Raw genomic sequence first — 19724 nt, 5'->3', positions numbered from 1 at the left:
TCGAAGGGACCGGCGCGCGCGGTGACCTCGGCACGGCCAGGGAGGTCCCTGAGCCTGTCGAAGGGACCGGGGCGCGCGGGGTCCGGTGGCTTCGACAAGCTCAGCCACCTTGTACGGCCGGTGGCTTCGACAGGCTCAGCCACCTCTGTACGGCCGGGGGCTTCGACAAGCTCAGCCACCTCTGTACGGCCGGTGGCTTCGACAAGCTCAGCCACCTCTGTGCGGCCGGTGACTTCGACGGGCTCAGCCACCTCGGCAGGAGGGGGGGGGCCCGCGGGGTTCCGGTGGCTTCAACAGGCTCAGCCACCTCTCCTTCTGAAACGACGAATGCCGCGCCCTCGGTGAGGACGCGGCATCCGGAACGGGTGGTACCCGCGTGGTCGTGGGGCGCCCTTGAGGCGCCGGCGCGACGATCAGACGGGCTTGCGACCGCTGATGAGGCGGAACAGCAGCACGATCAGCGCGATGAGGCCGACGATGATGGCGACCCACAGCAGGAAGCTGGCCGCCTGGCTGAGGCCGCTGACGATCGCGATGACGATCGCGGCGATGATGATGATGATCAGGAAGATGTTCATGGGGGGCTCCTTGCTCGCCGCCTCGTGGGCGGCACCTGGCGAGTGGGTTTTGTCCAGCGTGTCACTGTGGGCGCCGCCCGCCCCCGGGCTTGACGCCCCTCGAAATCGGCTGATAGCCGGGCTGTTGTCAACCCCGCGGACCGCGGCGCGAGCGCGGTCGTACGGTCGAGCCATCCGTCGGAAGGAGCCGATCATGCCCCAGGGGCGAGGATCCAACAGCCTGAAAGATCCCGATCTGTACGAGGAGCTGCGCACGCAGGGCGACTCGAAGGAGAAGGCCGCGCGCATCTCGAACGCGGCTGCGGCCCAGGGCCGCGGCACGGTGGGCGCCAAGGGCGGGCACGCCGAGGACTACGAAGACCGCACGGTCGCCGAGCTGAAGCAGCGCGCGAAAGAACTCGGCATCTCCGGGTACTCGGGCAAGAAGAAGGCGGAGCTCATCGACCTGCTCCGCTCGCACTGATCCATGGCGCGACTGATCCGCGTCCGGCCCTATGAGGACCCGGGCTATCGGCGCGTGCGCTCCGGTTCGGGGTTCCGCTTCGTCGACCACACCGGGGCCTCGGTGCCCGAGCGCGAAGCGGAGCGCGCTCGCGGTCTGGTCATTCCGCCCGCGTGGCGCGAGGTGTGGATCGCGAAGGAGCCGAACGCGCACATCCAGGCCGTCGGCACCGACGAGGCGGGGCGACGGCAGTACACCTATCACGCGGACTGGTCGAAGAGGCAGGACAAGGGCAAGTTCGCCCGCGCCCTGCAACTGGCCGAGGCGTTGCCGCGGGCGCGCTCCCGGGTGACGCAGTCGCTCCGACGGGCCGAGGCCGATCGCGAACGCGTGCTGGCGGTGTCGTTCCGCTTCCTCGACCTCGTGGCGCCGCGCGTCGGCAACGCGCGCTACTTCGTCACCAACGGCAGCCGCGGCCTGACGACCCTGCAGCGCCGGGATGCGACCGTCGAGGGCGACCTCATCCGTCTGTCGTTCCCCGCCAAGAGCGGCAAGCGGGCGGAGCTGTCTCTGCGCGACGCGGAGCTCGCCGCCATCGTCGAAGAGCTCGCGCTCGGGCGCCCCCGGGCGGCACTGCTGACCTTCAAGCGGGGTCGGCGGCGCGTGCCCCTGACCCCCGGCGACGTCAACGGGTACGTGCGCTCGCTCACGGGCGGGCCGTTCAGCGCGAAGGACTTCCGGACGCTGCGCGGAACGATCCTCGCGGCGGAGTCCCTCGCGAAGGTCGGCGCCGTCGGTGGCAAGAACGAGCGCAAGAAGGCCGAGGTCGCCGCTGTCCGTGCGACCGCAGAGGCCCTGGGCAACACCCCCGCCGTGGCGCGGGCGAGCTACATCGACCCGCGTGTCTTCTCGCTGTATCGCAAGGGCCGCACGATGGAGCTCGGCGGCTCGAAGGACGCCGCGATCCGGCGACTGATTCTGGGGGAGTGAGAGTGGGCCCGACCCCGGACACTCCCACCAGTCCGCGCGTTTCCCTGGCCCGGGGCGGGGTCGCCGGGCAGATGGAGGCTCCGACGCGTCTCTTCGGTCTGCTGACGCCGGAGGCCCGCGCGCTGTACCGTATGGTCCCCGGTGCCCAGGAGCTGTTTCGACCGACCGGCGCTTCGCGGGGGGTCCTGCGGCGGGGACTCCGTCAGGACGACGCCTTCCGAAACCTTCTGCGCGCCGCCGAGCAGAACTCCGCTGAGCCGCGCGGGTGGCGGCGCGACGAGTGGACCGACGAAGAGGTCGCTCGACTGGCCGCGGATCCGCTGGTTCTCGCGACAGCCCGGGCCATGTCGAAGAGCACGGCGCCCCGCGGCTGGAAAGCGACGTGGAAGAAGCGTCGGCAGCGTGAGACGGCGGTGCTCGCGGTCATCGCGTATTCGTTTGCGGCCGTCGCCATGGCGTTCGTGACCGGCATCGCCTGGCTCGCGCTCATCGGCGCGGCGGGGGTGCTCGCGACGGTGGCTTACGGGATCCGGCGACGATACGTCGAGGGCCGACCCGGTGGCGCGCCCCACCCCTCGGCCGCGGACGACAGCGCTCCGCCACCGGAGGACGGGATCGACCGGCCTCTCTTCGTCGTCGAGCGCGCGCCTTCGCAGCACCTGATCGCCCGCGGTACGGGTGTCGTCTTCCTCGCGGGAGCGGGCGTCCTCGCCGTCACGGAGATCGTTCAGGGTGGGCCACTCGCCGTCGTAGGAGTCATCGTGTGGCTGAGCACCCTCGGCTGCCTCGGTGCGGTCATCTTCCTCTGGGCGCTCTCGGCCGGGCGCGCGCGCATCGTCGGCTACGACGATCACCTTCTCGTGCGCCCGGGACTCCGCCGGTCGCGGAGGGTCGCGGCATCCGAGATCGCATCGTTCTCGTGGCGGTCAGGCGGACGGCTCCGCGGCACCGATGTGCGGGGTCGCACGTTGTTCACGACGATGAGCGTCTTCGACGACTTCCCGGATCTGGTCGCGTGGCTCGAGGCGAGGGTTCCGCAGCCGCCGCAGGCGTAGGGTGGCGCGGTGAGCATGTGGCGTGACGTCGTCCTCGTCGCCGTGGGCGGCGCGATCGGCACTGCCGCGCGCGCGGGGCTGACGCTCGCGTTCGGCGACGACCTGGGGCCTGCTCTCGTACCGATCGTCAACGTCGTGGGGGCGTTCGCGATCGGCATCCTGTTCGGGTGGAGAGCCCGGATGCCGGAGTCGTCGCGCGCCCAGCGGGTGCAGCTGTTCGTCGGTACGGGAGTGCTGGGCGGCTTCACGACCTATAGCTCGCTCGCCGTCGAGTCGGCGGATCTCGGGCTGCTGTGGTGGGGTGTGGCGACGGTCATCGTGGGGACCGCGGCGGCCTGGGTGGGCGTGTTGCTCGGTCGGGGTGGGCGCGCCCGCGTCTGACGCTTGTCGAACCGGTCGAGAAAGTGGTACAAATGTGCCACTTACCGACGTGGGTTCGCCGCGCCGGTGACCCGACCCCGGAGGTTCGACGATGAACGCCGCCCCCCAGATCGTCACGCTCGGCGCCCACGTGCTCGACACGATCGTGCAACCCGTCGACGAGATCCCCGAGGGGCAGGGGTCGCTGCTCGTCGATGAGATCGTCATGTCGGCCGCCGGGCCCGCCGGGGGCACCGCGCTCGTGCTGACCAAGCTCGGCGCGCGAGTCGTCACGAGCGGCGCCGTGGGAGAGGACGTCGCCGGACGCGTGCTCGTCGGTCTGCTGCGCGACGCGGGCGTCGATGTGACCCACCTCATCACGGGTGAGCTGCCCACCTCGGCATCCGTGCTGCCCATCCGCTCCGATGGATCGCGACCCGCCCTGCACGTGGTCGGGGCGAACGCGCTCGCGGCCGACGTCGTGCCCTGGGAGGCGCTCGCCGCCGCCGCGCACGTGCACGTCGGCGCTCCGGAGCTGCTCGGGCCCGAGAACGTCGTCGAGATCCTCGAGTACGCCCACGCCCACGGAGCGACCACCTCGCTCGACTTCCTCATCGGCGGCGAACCGGCCTTCTACGCCCTCATCGAGCCGCTGCTGCCGCACACCGACTACGTGCTGCCCAACTCCGAACAGGCGATGGGGTGGACCGGCGCCGCCGACCTGGTCGCCGCCGCCCGCGCCCTGCACGCGGCCGGAGCCCGCGTCGTCGCGGTGACCGACGGGGGCGGCGACGTCGTGGTGGTCGAGGAGGATGCCGTCGCGTTCGTCCCGATCGTCCCCGCCGAGCCGGTCGACACCAGCGGCGGCGGCGACGCCTTCTCGGCGGGCTTCGTGTACGCCAAGCTCCGCGGGCAGTCCTCTCGCGACGCCGCGCGCTTCGGTTCGGCCACGGCGTCGCAGGTGGTCGCGGGAGTGGGCACCGACCACGGCGTGTACGACGCGGCATCCATCGACGCCCTCCTCTCGGCGGCGGCGCGATGACGGCCGCGACCGAGGGGGATGTGCGCGAGGCCGTGGCGACCGCGTGCCGCTCTCTCGCCGCACAGGGGCTCGTCAAGGGCACCGCGGGCAACGTGAGCGTGCGGGTCGAGGGCGGCATCGCCATCACCGCGACCGGGGTCGTGTTCGCCGAGGCCGTCGCCGACGACGTGGTGGTCGTCGACGCCGACCGGCGCGTGGTGACGGGCGCGCTCGCCCCCAGCTCCGAACTCGATCTGCATCGGGCGGCCTACACCGACGACGCCGTGGGGGCCGTCGTGCACACCCACGCGCCGGCGGCGGTGGCGGTGTCGCTGGTGTCCGACCGCCTGCCGTGCGTGCACTACCAGCAGATCGCCCTGGGCGGCGAGATCGAGGTCGTGCCGTTCTCGGTGTTCGGCTCGGCCGAGCTCGCCGCCGACACCGGTGCCGCCCTCGCCGTGGCCAACGCCGCGATCCTCGCCCACCACGGGGCCGTGACCACCGGAGGCGACCTCGCCGACGCGGTGGCGAACACCGCGGTGCTCGAATGGGCGTGCGACATCTACCTCCGCGCCCGCGCGGCCGGCGACCCGGCCGAGCTCAGCCCCGACCAGCAGGCCGCGGTGATCGCGGCGGCCGTGGCGACGGGGTACGGACAGAAGCACGAGGTGTGAGATGGATGCCATGACCGCCACGACCTTCTCGTCGACGAGCCCGCTCGACGGCAGCGTCGTCGACACGTTCCCGGTGCACAGCCCGGACGACGTCGACGCGGCGGTCGAGCGTGCCCGCCGCGCGGCGGCGTCGTGGCGGGCCCTCGGCTTCGCCGGGCGGCGCCGCGTGCTGCGGGCCTGGCGCCGCGACATCGTGGCGCACCTCGACGACCTCATCTCGCTCGTACGCGCCGAGACGGGCAAGCCTCGGGGCGACGCGCGCCTCGAGATCATGCTCGCGCTCGACCACCTCGCGTGGGCGGCCACGCACGCCCCGCGCATCCTGCGCCGACGGCGGGTCGGATCGGGCGTGCTCATGCTCAACCAGCACGCGAGCGTGGGATACGTGCCCTACGGCGTCGTGGGGGTGATCGGGCCGTGGAACTACCCGGTCTTCACGCCCATGGGCTCCCTCGCGTATGCGCTCGCCGCGGGGAATGCCGTCGTGTTCAAGCCGAGCGAGTACACCCCCGGCGTCGGCGCCTGGCTGCAGCGGGCGTTCGTGCGCGCCGGCGGGGCGGCCGACGTGTTCGCGGTGGTGACCGGGTTCGGGCCCACCGGCGCCGCCCTGTGCCGAGCAGGCGTCGACAAGGTGGCCTTCACCGGATCCACCGCGACGGGCAAGGCCGTCATGGCCGCGTGCGCGGAGACCCTGACCCCGGTCGTCATCGAGGCCGGCGGCAAAGACGCCCTCCTCGTCGATGAAGACGCCGATCTCGCGGCGGCGGCCGAAGCGGCCGTGTGGGGTGCGTACTCGAACGCGGGGCAGACCTGCATCGGCATCGAGCGCGTCTACGCCCACGCGAAGGTGTACGACCGGTTCGTCGAGGCCGTCGCCGAGCGCACGCGCGAACTGCGCGCCGGAACCGGCGACGACGCCACGCTCGGTCCGCTCACCATGCCGCGCCAGGCCGACGTCGTGCGTGCGCACGTCGCCGACGCGCTCGCGCGGGGCGCGACGCCGCGCGTGGGCTCCGTCCCGGGCGCGGGCACGACCGTGCAGCCGGTGCTGCTCACCGACGTCGACGAGCGGTCATCGGCCGTGCGGGACGAGACCTTCGGCCCCACCCTGGTCGTCAACCGCGTGGCATCCATGGACGAAGCCATCGAGAAGGCCAACGCCGTGCGGTACGGGCTCTCGGGCGCGGTGTTCTCGAAGCGTCGCGGCCGCGAGCTCGCGCTGCGCCTGCGCGGCGGAATGATCGCGATCAACTCGGTCATCTCGTTCGCCGCGATCCCCGCCCTGCCGTTCGGCGGCGTGGGCGATTCGGGCTTCGGGCGCATCCACGGGGCGGACGGCCTCCGCGAGTTCGCGTACCCGAAGGCGCTGACGCGTCAGCGGTTCCCGCTGCTGACGCTCACGACCATGCGCCGCACCGCCACGGTCGACCACATCGTGGAGCGGATCATCCGGGCGCTCTACGGCTGAACCCCGAAGGTGCGGATGTCGCGGGCTCCCGGCATCCGTCGACGATCACCGCACCGAGCGCACCCGCATGATGATGACCGAGCCCAGCAGACCCGCCAGGCCGCTGGCGAGGAAGAGGCCCGCGAACCCGCCGAAGAGCACGACCGCCCCGGCCCCGAGCAGCGGACCGAAGGCCTGCGGACCGGCGAGGGCGATGTTCATGATCCCGACGTCTTTGCCGCGCGTCTCGGCCGAGGGGAGCACCTGCGTCGCGAGGGCCTGATCGACCGCGAAGAAGCATCCCTGACCGAGGCCGAGCAGCACGGCGCCGATCACGGCGGTCGATTCGGCCGGGGCGACGGCCAGCAGCAGAGCCGAGACGGCCTGCGCCACCCCCGAGGCGAGCACGAACACGCGTCGGCGCTGCACGACGTCGCTGAGCTTGCCGAGGGCGACGGATGCCACGATCGTGACGACCATGTAGATCACCGTCGTGAAGACGAGGAAGCCGGTCGGGTCGGCCACGCGCAGCGCGAAGGTGAAGAAGTACAGCAGCATCGTCGTGGCGATGGCGTTGCCGAGGTTGATGAGCACGCGGCTCGCGACCGTCCACGCGAAGTCGGGGTGACGCCGGGGGTCGACCCAGATCGAGGAGAGGACCGTGCGGGCGGTGAGGGGGCCGAGCAGCGCCGCCTCGGCGTCGGTCAGCGGCACGTCGCGCAGCACGAGCAGGAACGGCACCGCGAGGGCGAGATTGCACGCGGCCAGGGCGAGGTAGCCCGAGGTGGTGGTGGTGAAAACCGCGGTCACCAGCACGATCCCGAGCAGGATGCCGAGAGCGTTCGGGGCCGAGATCCAGCCCGAGACGAGTCCGCGCTGACCGGCCGGCACGCTGTCGGCCATCACCGCGGTGAGGGCGGCCGAGGCCATGCAGAAGCCGAGCATCACCGCGGTCCACATGACGACGGTGCCGAGCGTCTCGGTCTGGATGCCGAGGAGGGTGAGTCCGACCGACGCGACCACGACCCCGCCGAAGATCCAGGGTCGTCGCCGGCCGAAGCGGGAGCGCGTACGATCGCTCAGCGCACCGACGATCGGATACGCGACCACCACGAAGGTCCCCGCGACCGCGCTGACCAGGCCGTAGGCGACCAGCGAGACCAGCCAGTCGTCCGACGCGTGCTGGGCCGCGATCTGCAGGGGCAGCAGCACCTGCACCGGCACGAGCTGGGCCATCCACAGCCCGAGCCAGACGCCGGCGAACGCCGCGATCCACCCCGCCCGCACGGGGCGCGTCGGTTCGGCGTAGGCCGTGGGCGTCACGAGCGGAGCGTCGGGGATCACCGGCGGCCGCCCGTCGGCGCGGCCGAGAGCGTGTCGAGGGCCCACCGCCCGGCATCCGCCACCGCCTCCCGGGCGTCGCGCAGCGCTCCGCACGCGTTGAAGAAGCCATGGATCTGGTCGGTGTGCGTCACGAGCCGCGTGGGCACGCCCGCGGCCTCGAGGCGCTCGGCGTACGCGACCCCCTCGTCGCGCAGCACGTCGAAACCCGACACGGCGACGTAGGCGGGAGCGAGGCCTGCGAGGTCGGCGGCTCGCAGGGGAGAGACCAGGGGATCCTCCGCGCGGCCGCCGCCGCTGAGATAGTGCGCGGCATACCAGTGCATCTGCGCCGCGGTGAGGAAGAACCCGTCGCGGAACAGCTCGTACGACCGGTGTTCCCGAGACAGGTCGGTCACGGGGCAGAACAGGATCTGGAAGGCGGGGGCGCCGCCGGCATCGTCGCGCGTCACCGCCGCCACGACCGCCGCCATGTTGCCGCCCGCGCTCTCGCCGCCGACGCCGACGGTCTCGGCGGTCCCGCCGAACCGCGCCGCGTTGGCGCGCACCCACCGGAACGCGTCGACGCCGTCGTGCAGCCCCGCGGGGAAGGGTGACTCGGGCGCCAGGCGGTAGCCGACCGAGACCACCGTCAGGCCCGAGGTCTTCGCGAGCGTGCGGCACGTGGCATCCGCGCTGTCGACCGATCCGAGAACCCAGCCCCCGCCGTGGAAGTAGACGATGATTCCGGATGCCGCCACGTCGGTGCGCGCGCGGTAGACGCGGCCCGGCACGGTGCCCGCTCGCATCGGGATCTCGATGTCGGAGCGCTCGGCCAGGCGGATGCCGCTGGCGAAGGTCCACGCCTCGAGCTCGATGTGCGCGCGGGCCTCGTCGAGCGGGAGGCGCTCGAAGTGCGCCCCGGGGGAGTCGTTCATCACGCGTAGCGATGCCTGCACCGCGGGGTGCAGGGTGTGGCCGTCGACCACGACGGGGCGGCCGTTCGCGACGCGGAGCGCGGCGCGCGGGAGTGAGCCCAGGGCGCGCGCGCCCCAGCGGAGCAGGTGGTCCTGGGGACGGGGTCGGATCATCGCGGAGCCCTTCTGTCGATCACGGCATCGGGATCGACTATCGGGTCACTTTATTGCACACACGTACCGTTTTGTGTGACGAAGATGTGAATTCGCTCGCGACGAGCAGCGGTGCGCGGGAGAAAACTGTACGTTTGTACCAACTAAGCGGGCGAGTGATCCCCTTCGCCGAGCGACGAGGTCGCGGCGAGGGTCACGAACCCCACGATGGCGGCGCGCAGGGCGTGCGCCAGGGACTGGAACTGGACCTCTTCGGAACGGGCGATGCGATGCAGGGCGAAACCGTCGATCAGCGCGACGACCGCAGCGGCGGCGTGCGGATCGGTCACGCCGTTGGTCTGCAGCACGGCCGCGGCGAGCGCCCGCGTCTCGTCGAGGATCTGCGCGACGTGCACGCGCAGCGCCGGATGCCGCGACGCGAACAGGTAGATCTCGAACTGCGCGACCGTGTGGTCCTGCGACTGGCTGCGCACGATCTCGACGAACTCGTCGATCGCCGCCCCCGGACTGTTCGCGCCCGAGACGAGCACGGAGCGGAACTGCTCGAGTCGCTCGAGCTCGGCGGCCATGGCGTGCGCGACGGCCTCGCCGATCATGTCGTCGAGCGAGGCGAAGAAGTAGGTCGTCGACGAGTGCGGCACTCCGGCTGCGGCGGCCACCGCCCTGTGCGTGACGGCGGCGATGCCCCCCTCGGCGATGATCGCGATCGTGGCGTCCAGCAGCAGCTCGCGACGCGCGCGGCCGCGGGCCCGCATCGATCGGCTCGTCGTCTCGCTCACGTTGTCCTCCTCGCCGGCCGCACCGGTCGGTGTCGCACCAGAAACGGAGCAAGCCTATGACCGCACCCTCGAGAGCCGTGGACGAGTCGGCCGCTGCCGACGTCGATGTCGTCGTGATCGGCGCGGGCCTGTCGGGTCTGACCGCCGCTCATCGCCTGCGTCAGTTCGGGGCGCGCGTCGCCGTGTTCGAGGCCGCGTCGCGCGTCGGCGGGCGCGTGGCGTCGGCGCGGGTGGGCGGCGTGCACGTCGACCTCGGGGGCACCTTCGTCGGTCCCGGGCAGGGTCGCATCGTCGCCCTCGCCGACGAGGTGGGGGTCTCGCGCTTCCCGACGTACACGGCGGGGCAGAACGTCATCCGCTGGCGCGGTCAGCATCGCCGCTACCGCGGCACCGTGCCGCCGGTGGGGGCGAGCCTTCTCGACGTCGGGCGCGTGCAGCTGACGCTCGACCGCCTCGCCCGGTCGGTGCCCTGCGGCGACCCCGCGTCCGCGCCGCAGGCCGCGCAGTGGGACGCCGAGAGCCTCGGTTCGTGGCTGCGCCGCTCGCACGCCTCCGCCGCCGCTCGCGACCTCATCACGATCGCCGGGCGCACGACGTGGGGCTGCGAGCCCGACGAGATCTCGTTCCTGCACGCCCTGCACTACATCCACCAGGCGGGTGGGCTGTCGGCGATGCTCGACACCGCCGGCGGCGCGCAGGAGGAGCACTTCGTCGAGGGCTCGCACGAGATCGCCGTGCGTCTCGCCGCGGGTCTCGGCGACGCGCTGCGCCTCGACTCTCCCGTGCGTCGCGTCGAGGCGGAGGGTGGCGAGGTGCGGGTGTCGACCGATCGCGAGACGGTCCGTGCGCGGACGGTGATCGTCGCCGTGCCGCCGTCGCTGCGCACGCGCATCGAGTTCTCGCCCGCGCTGCCGCCCGTGCAGACGCAGATGTCGCAGCGCTGGCCCGCGGGAGTGCTGTCGAAGGCCTACGCGGTGTACGACCGTCCGTTCTGGCGCGACCACGACCTGTCGGGTCAGGGGGTGTCCGACACCGGCCCCGCCTTCATCACCTTCGACGCCGGTCCCGCCGGCCCCGACGCTCCCGGCGTTCTGCTCGGCTTCATCGGGGGTGTCTACGCCCGTGAGTGGGACGACCTGCCCCTCGCCGAACGCCGTGCCCGCGCCCTGTCGTCGTTCGCCGACCTGTTCGGACCGAGGGCGCTGGATGCCACGGGCTACATCGATCAGCGCTGGGGTGCCGAGCCGTGGGTCGCCGGCGGCCCCACCGCCGCCCCCGGGCCGGGAGCGGTCGTGCCCTACGCGTCCGCCCTCGCCACCCCGGTCGGCCGCGTGCTGTGGGCGGGCACCGAGACCGCGAGCCGGTGGACCGGCTTCATGGACGGCGCGGTGCGCGCGGGGGAGCGCGCCGCGCTGCAGGCCCGCGCCCTGCTCTCCGACCCCTGGACCGACGACGAACAGACGGGAGCCCTGCGATGACCTGGCGCCGCGAATACACGCACCTGACGACCGCCTCCGCCGAGGCGGTGTGGAAGAGGTGGACGACCCCGGCCGACTGGGCCGTCGACGACCCCGACCTGCGCGAGGCCGTCTTCGCGGTGCCGCCGCGCGTGGGCTCGACCGGTCGCGTGCTCAACCACGGCACTCCCGCGCAGCGCTTCACCTTCACCGAGCTGCAGCCGGGTGTCGCGATGAACTTCCGCATCGGTCTGCCCGGGGCGGTGCTGTCGTTCCCGCACCGCATGCGCCAGACGCCGAACGGCCTGTCGGTGACGCACGCCGTGGAGATCTCGGGTCCCCTCGCCGGGGTGTTCGGTCCGCTGGTCGGGCGCAAGATCGCCGCGGGTCTGCCGGCGGTGGTGCGCCTGGTGACGACGAACGCGCTCGCCGACATGGCCGCCGACGCGCGCGAGGGCTAGCGCGTGTCGGTGTCGATGACGCTCACGGCGGGGGCCATGTGGGTGAGTGCGCGGTCGATCCGGCGGGCGCTCGCACGCGACGATTACCTCGACACCCTCGACCCCGATCGGCGCCCCGCGGAGCCGCCCGCGCGCCTTCGCCGGTCGGGTCGTGTGGTCGTCTCGCGCGAGGGCGACCTGCCGGTCTACCGCTACGAGCCGGCGGCGCGCACTCCGGGGCTCGAGCTGATGTACCTGCCCGGTGGGGGACTCGTGAACCCGCTCGTGGCCGAGCACTGGTGGATCGTCGAGCGTCTCGCCCGGGCGACGGGGGCGGCGATCACGGTGGTCTGCTATCCGCTGGCGCCCGAGCGCGGCGCAGACCACACCCTGGCCGTGATCGATGCGCAGTACGAGCGCCTCGCGGCGCGGGCCTCGAGGCTCTGGGTGGCCGGAGACTCGGCGGGCGGCGCTCTCGCCGTCGGTCTGGCCCTGCGCGCCTCTCGTCGCCCCGACGCCCTCGTGCTGTTCTCGCCCTGGCTCGACCTGGGCCTCGAGAACCCCGCGATCGCCCGGCGGGCGCGTCGCGATCCCTCGTTGCGGGTGCCCGGACTCCGCGCGGGAGTGGCTGCCTGGGCGGGCGAACGGGGGCTGGACGACCCGGCGATCGATCCCGCGCGCATGGATCCGACCGGTCTGCCCCCGACTCTGTTGTTCCAGGGCGGCCGTGACATCTTCTTCGACGACGCGGTGGCGTTCACTCGGCGGGCGGATGCCGTCGGAGCGCCGGTGCGCCTGATCACGGCGCCGGCCGGGTTCCACGTCTACGTCGGGGCGTTCTGGACGCCCGAATCACGCTCCGCGTTCGCCGAGGTGGGTGCTCTGGCCCACGCGACACAGCCGGCGATGACATAACGGTACATATGTGCAACAATCTGCCGAGGGGTGCGACGACGCGCCCACCCACGGAGGAAAAATGGCTGCTCGATACGACCTCGCCAAGATCAAGCTCGGCAAGCTGATGACCGATCCGGATGCCGAGGGCATCATCCTCGACGTCATCCCCGACCTCAAGGCCAGCCCGACCTACCTCGTGGCGCGCACCCTCACCGCGAGCGCCGCCCTCAAGCTCGCCGAAGCGCAGATCGGGGCCGACAAGGCGGCCGAGCTGCGGCGGCGGGTGGAGGCCCTCGAAGCCTGACCGGGCCACGGCGACCGCGTAGATTGGCGGCGTGACACCCCTCCTCTTCCTCGCCGTCGCCGTCGCCGGTGGCATCGGGGCGGCCCTGCGCTACGTCCTCGACGTGCTCATCCGCCGGCGAACGGGTGAGGGGTTCCCCTGGGGGATCCTCGTGGTGAACCTCACGGGAGCCCTGGTCCTCGGCATCCTGAGCGCCCTTCCCGCCGACGAGACGTGGCGCTGGATCCTGGGGACCGGCCTGCTCGGCGGGTACACCACCTTCAGTGCGGTGGCCGTGACGACCGCGCTCCTGGCCGAGGAAGGGCGCACGCGCGCCTCGTTGTCGTACGCCGTCGTCTCATTCGTGGGATCGGTGCTCGCCGCCGCGCTCGGATTGACGGTGGGCTCGCTGTTCTAGAGCGGACCGCCCTCGGAAACCCCATGGGATACTGAGGTTCGATACACACCTGTATCGAATGTGATCCCGGAGGGTCCTACGTGTCGTACCTGGCCGTTCTCAGCCTGAAGAACCGCGCCCTCATCGCCCTCGTCACGATCGTCGCCGCGATCTTCGGCGGTCTCGCGTTGACCAGCCTCAAGCAAGAGCTCATCCCCTCGATCGAGTTCCCGCAGCTCGCCGTCGTCACGACCTACCCGGGTGCGTCGCCCGAGGTCGTCGAGACAGACGTGTCGACGCCGATCGAGAACGCGATCCGCGGTGTGGAGGGGCTCGAGTCCACCACCGCCACCAGCACCACGAACTCGTCGATCGTGTCGGCGTCGTTCACCTACGGCACCGACCTGGCGGCCGCGCAGCAGAAGATCCTCGCCGCGATCGCCCGCATCAACGACCAGCTGCCCGACTCCGCCGACACGACGGTGGCGTCGGCGAGCATCGACGACTTCCCCGTCATCCAGCTCGCCGTGACGGGCTTCACCGACGCGCAGGCGACGCAGGCGACCCTCCAGACGAGCGTGGTTCCCGACCTCGAAGACGTCGCGGGCGTCAACGGCGCGCAGATCGTCGGCGGCACCGGCGAGCGGGTGACGATCACTCCGGATGCCACCCGCCTGAGCGAACGCGGGTTCAGTCAGCAGGCCATCACCGACGCGCTCGACGCGAACGGCGTGCTCTTCCCGGGCGGCTCGCTCACCGAGAACGACCAGACCCTCACCGTGCAGACGGGCTCGAAGCTCACCAGCGTCGACGAGATCTCGGCTCTGCCCCTCGTTCCGACCGACGCCGCGCAGATCGCGGCCGGCCAGACCACGATCGCCGACGTGGCCGACGTCGCCCTGCAGACCGACCCGGTGACGACGCTGTCGCGCGTCGACGGCAAGCCGGCGCTGACCATCGCGGTGACGAAGCTGCCCGCGGCCAACACCGTCGACGTCTCGCGCGGAGTGCTCGCGGCGCTGCCCGCGCTCGAATCACAGCTGGGTGAGGGGGCGACGTTCACCGTCGTCTTCGACCAGGCGCCCTTCGTCGAGCAGTCCATCGAGGCCCTCGCGCAAGAGGGTCTTCTCGGCCTCGTCTTCGCGGTCGTGGTGATCCTCGTGTTCCTCATGTCGGTGCGTTCGACGCTCGTCACCGCCATCTCGATCCCCACGAGCGTGCTGATCACCTTCGTCGGCCTCCAGGCGTTCGGCTACTCGCTGAACATCCTGACCCTCGGAGCTCTGACCATCGCGATCGGCCGCGTCGTCGACGACTCGATCGTGGTGATCGAGAACATCAAGCGCCACTACGTCGGCGACGCCGACAAGATCCCCACCATCGTGCGCGCGGTGCGCGAGGTGGCCGCGGCCATCACGGCATCCACCATCACCTCCGTCGCGGTGTTCCTGCCGATCGCCTTCGTCGGCGACGTCACCGGAGAGCTGTTCCGCCCGTTCTCGCTCACCGTGACCATCGCGATGGCCGCCTCGCTGCTCGTCTCGCTGACGATCGTGCCCGTGCTGGCGTCGTGGTTCCTGAAGCCCGGCAAGGTCATCCGCGACGACAACGGCGACCCGGTCGATCCCGAGGCCGCCGACGCCCCGCCGTCGCGGCTGCAGAAGGCCTACGTCCCGATCCTCACGTGGACGCTGAAGCACTCGGCGGTCACCCTCGGGGTGGCGGTGCTCATCCTCGGCGGCACCCTCGCCACGTTCCCCCTGCTCAAGACCGATTTCCTCGGCGATTCGGGTCAGAACACCTTCACCGTCACGCAGAAGATCGGCCCGGCACCCAGCCTCGACGCCGAAGACGCCGCGGCCCAGAAGGTCGAGGCCGTGCTGCTCGACACCCCGGGCGTGCAGACCGTGCAGACCTCGATCGGCTCGAGCGGCTCGGCGCTGCGCGACGCCTTCTCGGGCGGCGGCTCGGGCATCACGTACTCGATCACCTCCGAGTCCGGAGCCGACCAGGTCGAGCTCCGCGAGCGCGTGCGCACCGAGCTCGAACAGCTCACCGACGCCGGAGAGATCGAGGTCGCGGCATCCGGAGGCGGCTTCGGCTCCACCGACATCACCGTCGACGTGACCGCCGCCGACGGCTCGTCGCTGCAGCAGGCCAGCGATGCCGTCGTGTCGCAGCTGCAGGGTCGCGAGGGCGTGGGCCAGGTCACCAGCAGCCTGTCGGCCTCGCTGCCCTTCGTGTCGGTGCGTGTCGACCGCGCCGCGGCCGCGGAACGCGGTCTGTCGGAGCGCACGGTCGGCGCCCTCGTCTCCGGGGCGCAGCAGCCCCGTCAGGCGGGCACCGTCGAGCTCGACGGCCGCGGAGTGACCGTGTACCTCGCCACCGCGAATCCTCCGCAGACGATCGACGACCTGCGCGCTCTCGAGATCCCGAGCGCGAGCGGAGCGGTGCGCCTCGACCAGATCGCGACCGTCGAAGAGAGCCAGACGGCGCCCTCCATCACGACCGCGCGCGGCCTTCGCACCGCGACGATCACCGTGACGCCGACGTCCGACGACCTCGGCAGCTCCTCGGCGACCGTGCGCGACGCGCTCGCCGACGTGCAGCTGCCCGAGGGCGCTACGGCCGAGGTGGGTGGTGTGGTCACCAGCCAGCAGGATGCCTTCGGCCAGCTCGGCCTCGCCCTTCTCGCGGCGATCCTCATCGTCTACGTCGTGATGGTGGCGACCTTCAAGTCGCTGCGCCAGCCGCTCGAGCTGCTCGTGTCGGTGCCGTTCGCGGCGACCGGAGCGATCCTCATGCTCCTGATCACGGGCGTGCCGCTCGGGGTCGCGGGAATGATCGGCGCGCTGATGCTCGTCGGCATCGTCGTGACCAACGCCATCGTGCTGATCGACCTCGTCAACCAGTACCGGGCGCGGGGTCTCAGCGTGTTCGAGGCCACGATCGTCGGCGGAGCGCGACGTCTGCGGCCGATCCTCATGACGGCTCTCGCGGCGATCTTCGCGCTCGTGCCGATGGCGCTCGGCATCACCGGCCACGGCGGGTTCATCTCGCAGCCGCTCGCGGTCGTGGTGATCGGCGGACTCGTGTCGTCGACGTTCCTGACGCTGCTGGTGCTGCCGACGCTCTACAACCTCATCGAAGGAGCGAGCGAGCGCCGCCGTCAGCGCCGCGCGGAGCGAGAGTCCGTGCAGAGTGCGCCGACGGCCCACGACGACCACCCGTTGAGCCGACGCGAGCTGCGCGAGAAGCACTGATCGCGAGCGAGCGAGAGGCGGCGGGGCCCCGAGCGGCGACGTGCGTCCGCGCGGCCGTGGAAGCCTCACCCGCGTTGGCCGTGAGGTGCCGCGCGGCGACGTGAGTCGACGGGCGACCGTCGACACCGCGGCGCGGCGCGGTGCGGGTGATCGCCGAGGTGAGGACGGTTCCGGATGCCACGACTCCGGTGCGGTCGCTCGTCGACAGCGAGCGCTCGGTGCGCGCGAGCACCGTCAGGAAGCGCTCGAGGGGCGAGGCGGACAGGGGCGTCATCACAATGCGACGCGTCTGCGCCGGGCGGGGGAGTGCGCGGGCGGCGCCGAGCGGGCGCAGCGAGGCGCGCGAGCGCGCGGCGACCACCGAGCGGCTCCGGCGGCGCGGGGCGACGTGGGCGACGGCGGGGGCCGCGGCATCCGCCACTTCCTCCACGACATCGCGCGTGGTCTTGGCGGACGCACTCGCGAGGATCTGCGTGAACATGCCCGACCACGCGAACATCGCCGCGCACGAGATCGTCTCGAAGAGGGCGAGGTTGATCGTGGCCGACACGAACAGCGAGATCGAGGCGATCAGCCACACGAGTGCGATGCCCGTGCCGATCGCCATGCGCTTGCCGAGGCGGTTGAGCATCAGCGGAGCGCTGAGCAGCAGCACAAGGAAGCCGAGCACCATGGAGCCGGCGACCTTGTCGTGCAGGTCTTTGTCGGTGTTGAGGGGAATGCAGCCGACCAGGGCGAGATTCACACCGACGCAGTTGAGGCAGAGGAAAGCAACGGTTGCCGCACCGCGGCGCACGGGACCGCGACCAAGACGCGCGATGTCACGACGCACGCAGAAGGCGAAGACCACCACGATCATTCCGCTGACCTTGAGCGTGGTGTTGAAGAATGCGCTGGAAAGATCGCCGAAGATGCCGAGCTGGCTGAAGTGCAGCTGCCACCACAGCGGGTCGCTCGTGGTCGCGATCGCGAGCAGCAGGCCGCCGACCAGCGTGGTCAGTGCGGCAGCGCCGACGTGAAGCGAGGACAACGCCGCGAGTCGACGCGTGAGGCCGGTCAGACGCGGCACCGAGACAGAAACGGGGACGGCGAAGCGGAGCGCGGTGCTCATGATGGGGGATCTTTCCTTCAGACGGAACGGGGATCCCCCCTCATCGCGGGACCCTCGGCCCCCGTCGGCTCGTTCGGGTAGAAGGCAAGGGGAAACCTTGGTCCTCTGCCTCCCCCGGCCTTGACGGAAATCCGTCACCGCTCATGGTAACGTTCGCGCCGCCTTCGTAGGAAAGCCCTTGCCTGGGATTTTCCCTGGTCATATGGCTAATTTTTTGTCCCCCATTTGGGGGACAAGAATGCGTCACGCGGTGAAGCGCACGCCCCATTCCCGGCGCATGGTCGACCCCGGTGCGAGCTTTTCGAGGTCGGTTCCGGTCGCGAAGGCGTTGGCGGGGGCCGTCATCGGCTCGATCGCGACGGCGAGCGGGTGACCCGGATACCGGTCGGTCGTGAACACCTGGGCCCAGCGGAAGCCCTCGTCCTGCCAGAGCTCGAGACGGCGCCCGTCGGGAGCGGTGAGCGTGTGGCGCGCGCGTCCCTCGGCGTCGCGCTCCAGCCCGCGGTAGCCGTTGTCGAGGCCGGCGTCGCCCAGGCGCTTGCCCGCGCGCAGATCGGTGGCGGCATCGACCGGCACCTCGGCGACGGGGATGTTGCGCTCGTCGACCACGAGCGTCGAGGTACCGGTGGAGTGCACCACGAGATCGGCCGTCGGCACGCCCCCGATCTGCAGGTAGGGGTGCACGCCGAGCGCCACCGGCGCCGTTCGTGCTCCGACGTTCTCGATGTCGTGAGTGACGTGCAGCCCGTCGTCGCGCAAATCGAAGGTGACGCGTGTGCGCAGGTGGAAGGGATACCCGGTCTGGGGCACGACATCGGCCCCGAGCACGAGCCGGGCGTCGGTGTGCTCGATCGCCTGGTACATCCCGAACCGCAGCAGTCCGTGGCTGGCGTTGCCGAACTTCGGCTCGCTGATGGCCAGCTGCAAATCTTCGCCCTCGAAGGTGTACTTGCCGTCTCGGATGCGGTTCGGCCACGGCACGAGCACGACCCCGGATGCCGCGGGCGTCGGGGCGTCGTCGGGGTAGCTCGGCACGAGATCGACCCCGTCGACGGTGAGCGCGCGCAGCGCTGCCCCCACCTGGGTGATCTCGGCCGACGAGTGCTCGCCGCGCAGGCGGAAGCGGAATCCGGTGGGGTCGGCGGTCATGACTGTGCCTTTCGCGATCGGCGGGGGCGCTGCAACCAGGGCTGCAGCATGCGGGTGACCCACGGGAGCACCGCGTAGGTCATGACGGGGGTGAGCATGAGGGTCGTCGCGAGCACGCGCAGCACGAGCGGCACCTCGGCGAAGCCCGGAATGAAGCCCAGCAGCCATGACGCCAGCAGATTGGTGGGGAAGAAGCCGACCCAGATCGTCACCGCCTGCTTCCAGCGCGGGGGAGCCGGGGGCACGGGCTGCTGGATCGGCTGGGTTCCGGCATCCGTCACCGTCGCCGCTTCGAGGATCGAGCCGTGCGGGGCGTCGAACCAGCCCTCGATCCCCGTGCGCCGCTCGCTGCGCTCCTCGCGCGCGAACGGGCGGCCCGAGTCGAGCCACCACTGCCGCTGCGGGGAGCTCTCCCACTCCTCGAGCGTCGTGATGTCGCGGAAGCGGTACAGCATGTACCAGAGGTCGCTGTCTTCGCCCGCGCGCACCCAGCCCGAGCCGAGGAAGCCCGGAAAAGCGGTCGCGAGGTCGGTGCCGGCCTGCATCCAGGAGGTCGCTTCGGCGGTGCGCGTCGGGTCGATGCGCCGCTCGATCGCCACCGTGATGGGGTGGGCGTCGGTGTCTGCCATGCGTCTATCTTCCGTCAGCGCAACCCTGAGTCCCTCTCTCCCCGAAATTGTCCCGGTCCCGACCACCCCTGTCCCTCTCTCGACCACCCTCGTCCCACTTTCGGTGGGGTGATGTCCCAGGTATGGCTGTGTGATGCGTCACGAAAGCGCCATAAGTGGGACATGGGTCATCCGAGGGGCATGGATGCCATTCCCAGGCGCCACCTGTAACGTGGTGCGGTCGGCTCTGGACACCGCGCGTGATGCGCGGATGGGTTTGTAGTCCAAGGGGCCGATGGACAGGACGCGATCGCGGCCTCGACCATCACTAGTGAATTGGCCCCCGGCCGACGAGAGTCCGG

Annotated in this window: 20 protein-coding genes; 13 read left to right on the top strand and 7 right to left on the bottom strand. The window is 71.3% G+C overall.

Annotation, left to right across the window (positions count from 1 at the left end):
• Positions 1 to 251, bottom strand: a 251-nt coding sequence (locus FS769_RS16955; RefSeq protein ID WP_222123897.1) for a hypothetical protein, incomplete at its 3' end; no start/stop codon positions are given.
• Between the two features lie 162 nt (positions 252 to 413).
• Positions 414 to 578: a hypothetical protein gene (locus FS769_RS16775; protein WP_186325427.1), complete on the bottom strand. Its 165-nt coding sequence runs from the start codon at positions 576 to 578 to the stop codon at positions 414 to 416.
• 193 nt (positions 579 to 771) lie between these two features.
• Between FS769_RS16775 and FS769_RS05155 the strand changes: the two genes are divergently transcribed.
• The 7 genes from FS769_RS05155 to FS769_RS05125 all read left to right on the top strand — a co-directional run bounded on the left by FS769_RS05155 (position 772) and on the right by FS769_RS05125 (position 6588).
• The gene (locus tag FS769_RS05155; RefSeq protein WP_144830232.1) at positions 772 to 1041 is read left to right on the top strand and encodes a Rho termination factor N-terminal domain-containing protein; all 270 of its coding nucleotides are present in this window, start codon (positions 772 to 774) and stop codon (positions 1039 to 1041) included.
• Positions 1042 to 1044: 3 nt separating this feature from the next.
• Complete coding sequence (locus FS769_RS05150; RefSeq protein WP_144830229.1) at positions 1045 to 2010, top strand: DNA topoisomerase IB; 966 nt, start codon at positions 1045 to 1047, stop codon at positions 2008 to 2010.
• A 71-nt stretch (positions 2011 to 2081) separates the two neighbouring features.
• Positions 2082 to 3065, top strand: coding sequence for a hypothetical protein (locus FS769_RS05145; RefSeq protein ID WP_144830226.1), 984 nt, complete (start codon positions 2082 to 2084; stop codon positions 3063 to 3065).
• A 15-nt stretch (positions 3066 to 3080) separates the two neighbouring features.
• Positions 3081 to 3446 carry a CrcB family protein gene (locus FS769_RS05140; protein WP_144831935.1) on the top strand — a complete coding sequence of 122 codons (366 nt, stop codon included), beginning with the start codon at positions 3081 to 3083 and terminating at the stop codon, positions 3444 to 3446.
• 91 nt (positions 3447 to 3537) lie between these two features.
• Positions 3538 to 4467 (top strand): carbohydrate kinase family protein, encoded by a 930-nt coding sequence (locus FS769_RS05135; RefSeq protein WP_144830224.1) that lies wholly within the window; start codon positions 3538 to 3540, stop codon positions 4465 to 4467.
• Positions 4464 to 5120, top strand: a complete 657-nt coding sequence (locus FS769_RS05130) for a class II aldolase/adducin family protein (RefSeq protein WP_144830221.1) — start codon at positions 4464 to 4466, stop codon at positions 5118 to 5120. Before FS769_RS05135 ends, FS769_RS05130 begins: the two co-directional genes overlap by 4 nt.
• Positions 5121 to 5130: 10 nt before the next feature.
• Complete coding sequence (locus tag FS769_RS05125; RefSeq protein WP_186325426.1) at positions 5131 to 6588, top strand: aldehyde dehydrogenase family protein; 1458 nt, start codon at positions 5131 to 5133, stop codon at positions 6586 to 6588.
• Between the two features lie 45 nt (positions 6589 to 6633).
• Here the strand turns inward: FS769_RS05125 and FS769_RS05120 are convergent, their stop codons facing one another.
• From FS769_RS05120 to FS769_RS05110, 3 genes are all read right to left on the bottom strand, one after another.
• The gene (locus FS769_RS05120; protein ID WP_260979697.1) at positions 6634 to 7890 is read right to left on the bottom strand and encodes an MFS transporter; all 1257 of its coding nucleotides are present in this window, start codon (positions 7888 to 7890) and stop codon (positions 6634 to 6636) included.
• A 17-nt stretch (positions 7891 to 7907) separates the two neighbouring features.
• On the bottom strand, positions 7908 to 8978 hold the full coding sequence (locus FS769_RS05115; protein WP_144830215.1) for an alpha/beta hydrolase: 1071 nt from the start codon (positions 8976 to 8978) through the stop codon (positions 7908 to 7910).
• A gap of 143 nt (positions 8979 to 9121) precedes the next feature.
• The gene (locus FS769_RS05110; protein ID WP_154096835.1) at positions 9122 to 9757 is read right to left on the bottom strand and encodes a TetR/AcrR family transcriptional regulator; all 636 of its coding nucleotides are present in this window, start codon (positions 9755 to 9757) and stop codon (positions 9122 to 9124) included.
• A gap of 56 nt (positions 9758 to 9813) precedes the next feature.
• Between FS769_RS05110 and FS769_RS05105 the strand changes: the two genes are divergently transcribed.
• From FS769_RS05105 to FS769_RS05080, 6 genes are all read left to right on the top strand, one after another.
• Positions 9814 to 11235: a flavin monoamine oxidase family protein gene (locus tag FS769_RS05105; protein WP_144830212.1), complete on the top strand. Its 1422-nt coding sequence runs from the start codon at positions 9814 to 9816 to the stop codon at positions 11233 to 11235.
• Complete coding sequence (locus FS769_RS05100; protein ID WP_144830208.1) at positions 11232 to 11675, top strand: hypothetical protein; 444 nt, start codon at positions 11232 to 11234, stop codon at positions 11673 to 11675. Before FS769_RS05105 ends, FS769_RS05100 begins: the two co-directional genes overlap by 4 nt.
• A 15-nt stretch (positions 11676 to 11690) precedes the next feature.
• Positions 11691 to 12569 carry an alpha/beta hydrolase gene (locus FS769_RS05095; protein ID WP_260979718.1) on the top strand — a complete coding sequence of 293 codons (879 nt, stop codon included), beginning with the start codon at positions 11691 to 11693 and terminating at the stop codon, positions 12567 to 12569.
• A 61-nt stretch (positions 12570 to 12630) separates the two neighbouring features.
• Complete coding sequence (locus FS769_RS05090; protein ID WP_144830202.1) at positions 12631 to 12855, top strand: hypothetical protein; 225 nt, start codon at positions 12631 to 12633, stop codon at positions 12853 to 12855.
• Positions 12856 to 12886: 31 nt separating this feature from the next.
• A complete protein-coding gene (crcB, locus tag FS769_RS05085) occupies positions 12887 to 13252 on the top strand; it encodes a fluoride efflux transporter CrcB (RefSeq protein WP_144830199.1) in 366 nt (121 codons plus the stop codon).
• An 80-nt stretch (positions 13253 to 13332) separates the two neighbouring features.
• Positions 13333 to 16494, top strand: coding sequence for an efflux RND transporter permease subunit (locus FS769_RS05080; protein ID WP_144830196.1), 3162 nt, complete (start codon positions 13333 to 13335; stop codon positions 16492 to 16494).
• A 1354-nt stretch (positions 16495 to 17848) separates the two neighbouring features.
• On the opposite strand, the gene FS769_RS05075 is transcribed toward FS769_RS05080, so the two are convergent.
• Positions 17849 to 18754: an aldose 1-epimerase family protein gene (locus FS769_RS05075; protein WP_144830194.1), complete on the bottom strand. Its 906-nt coding sequence runs from the start codon at positions 18752 to 18754 to the stop codon at positions 17849 to 17851.
• On the bottom strand, positions 18751 to 19383 hold the full coding sequence (locus FS769_RS05070; RefSeq protein WP_144830191.1) for an antibiotic biosynthesis monooxygenase: 633 nt from the start codon (positions 19381 to 19383) through the stop codon (positions 18751 to 18753). The genes FS769_RS05075 and FS769_RS05070 overlap by 4 nt, the downstream gene beginning before the upstream one ends.
• Between the last annotated feature and the right edge of the window lie 341 nt (positions 19384 to 19724).

The sequence above is a fragment of the Microbacterium sp. BH-3-3-3 genome (assembly GCF_007679045.1).
Classification (GTDB): domain Bacteria; phylum Actinomycetota; class Actinomycetes; order Actinomycetales; family Microbacteriaceae; genus Microbacterium; species Microbacterium algihabitans.
Note: the sequence above shows the minus strand (reverse complement) of the source record. Positions and strands in the feature narration are given on the sequence as shown.

Coding starts and splice junctions, on each gene's coding strand:
- FS769_RS16775 (WP_186325427.1), bottom strand. CDS start 578: ATGAACATCTTCCTGATCATCATCATCATCGCCGCGATCGTCATCGCG.
- FS769_RS05155 (WP_144830232.1), top strand. CDS start 772: ATGCCCCAGGGGCGAGGATCCAACAGCCTGAAAGATCCCGATCTGTAC.
- FS769_RS05150 (WP_144830229.1), top strand. CDS start 1,045: ATGGCGCGACTGATCCGCGTCCGGCCCTATGAGGACCCGGGCTATCGG.
- FS769_RS05145 (WP_144830226.1), top strand. CDS start 2,082: ATGGAGGCTCCGACGCGTCTCTTCGGTCTGCTGACGCCGGAGGCCCGC.
- FS769_RS05140 (WP_144831935.1), top strand. CDS start 3,081: ATGTGGCGTGACGTCGTCCTCGTCGCCGTGGGCGGCGCGATCGGCACT.
- FS769_RS05135 (WP_144830224.1), top strand. CDS start 3,538: ATGAACGCCGCCCCCCAGATCGTCACGCTCGGCGCCCACGTGCTCGAC.
- FS769_RS05130 (WP_144830221.1), top strand. CDS start 4,464: ATGACGGCCGCGACCGAGGGGGATGTGCGCGAGGCCGTGGCGACCGCG.
- FS769_RS05125 (WP_186325426.1), top strand. CDS start 5,131: ATGACCGCCACGACCTTCTCGTCGACGAGCCCGCTCGACGGCAGCGTC.
- FS769_RS05115 (WP_144830215.1), bottom strand. CDS start 8,978: ATGATCCGACCCCGTCCCCAGGACCACCTGCTCCGCTGGGGCGCGCGC.
- FS769_RS05105 (WP_144830212.1), top strand. CDS start 9,814: ATGACCGCACCCTCGAGAGCCGTGGACGAGTCGGCCGCTGCCGACGTC.
- FS769_RS05100 (WP_144830208.1), top strand. CDS start 11,232: ATGACCTGGCGCCGCGAATACACGCACCTGACGACCGCCTCCGCCGAG.
- FS769_RS05095 (WP_260979718.1), top strand. CDS start 11,691: ATGACGCTCACGGCGGGGGCCATGTGGGTGAGTGCGCGGTCGATCCGG.
- FS769_RS05090 (WP_144830202.1), top strand. CDS start 12,631: ATGGCTGCTCGATACGACCTCGCCAAGATCAAGCTCGGCAAGCTGATG.
- FS769_RS05075 (WP_144830194.1), bottom strand. CDS start 18,754: ATGACCGCCGACCCCACCGGATTCCGCTTCCGCCTGCGCGGCGAGCAC.
- FS769_RS05070 (WP_144830191.1), bottom strand. CDS start 19,383: ATGGCAGACACCGACGCCCACCCCATCACGGTGGCGATCGAGCGGCGC.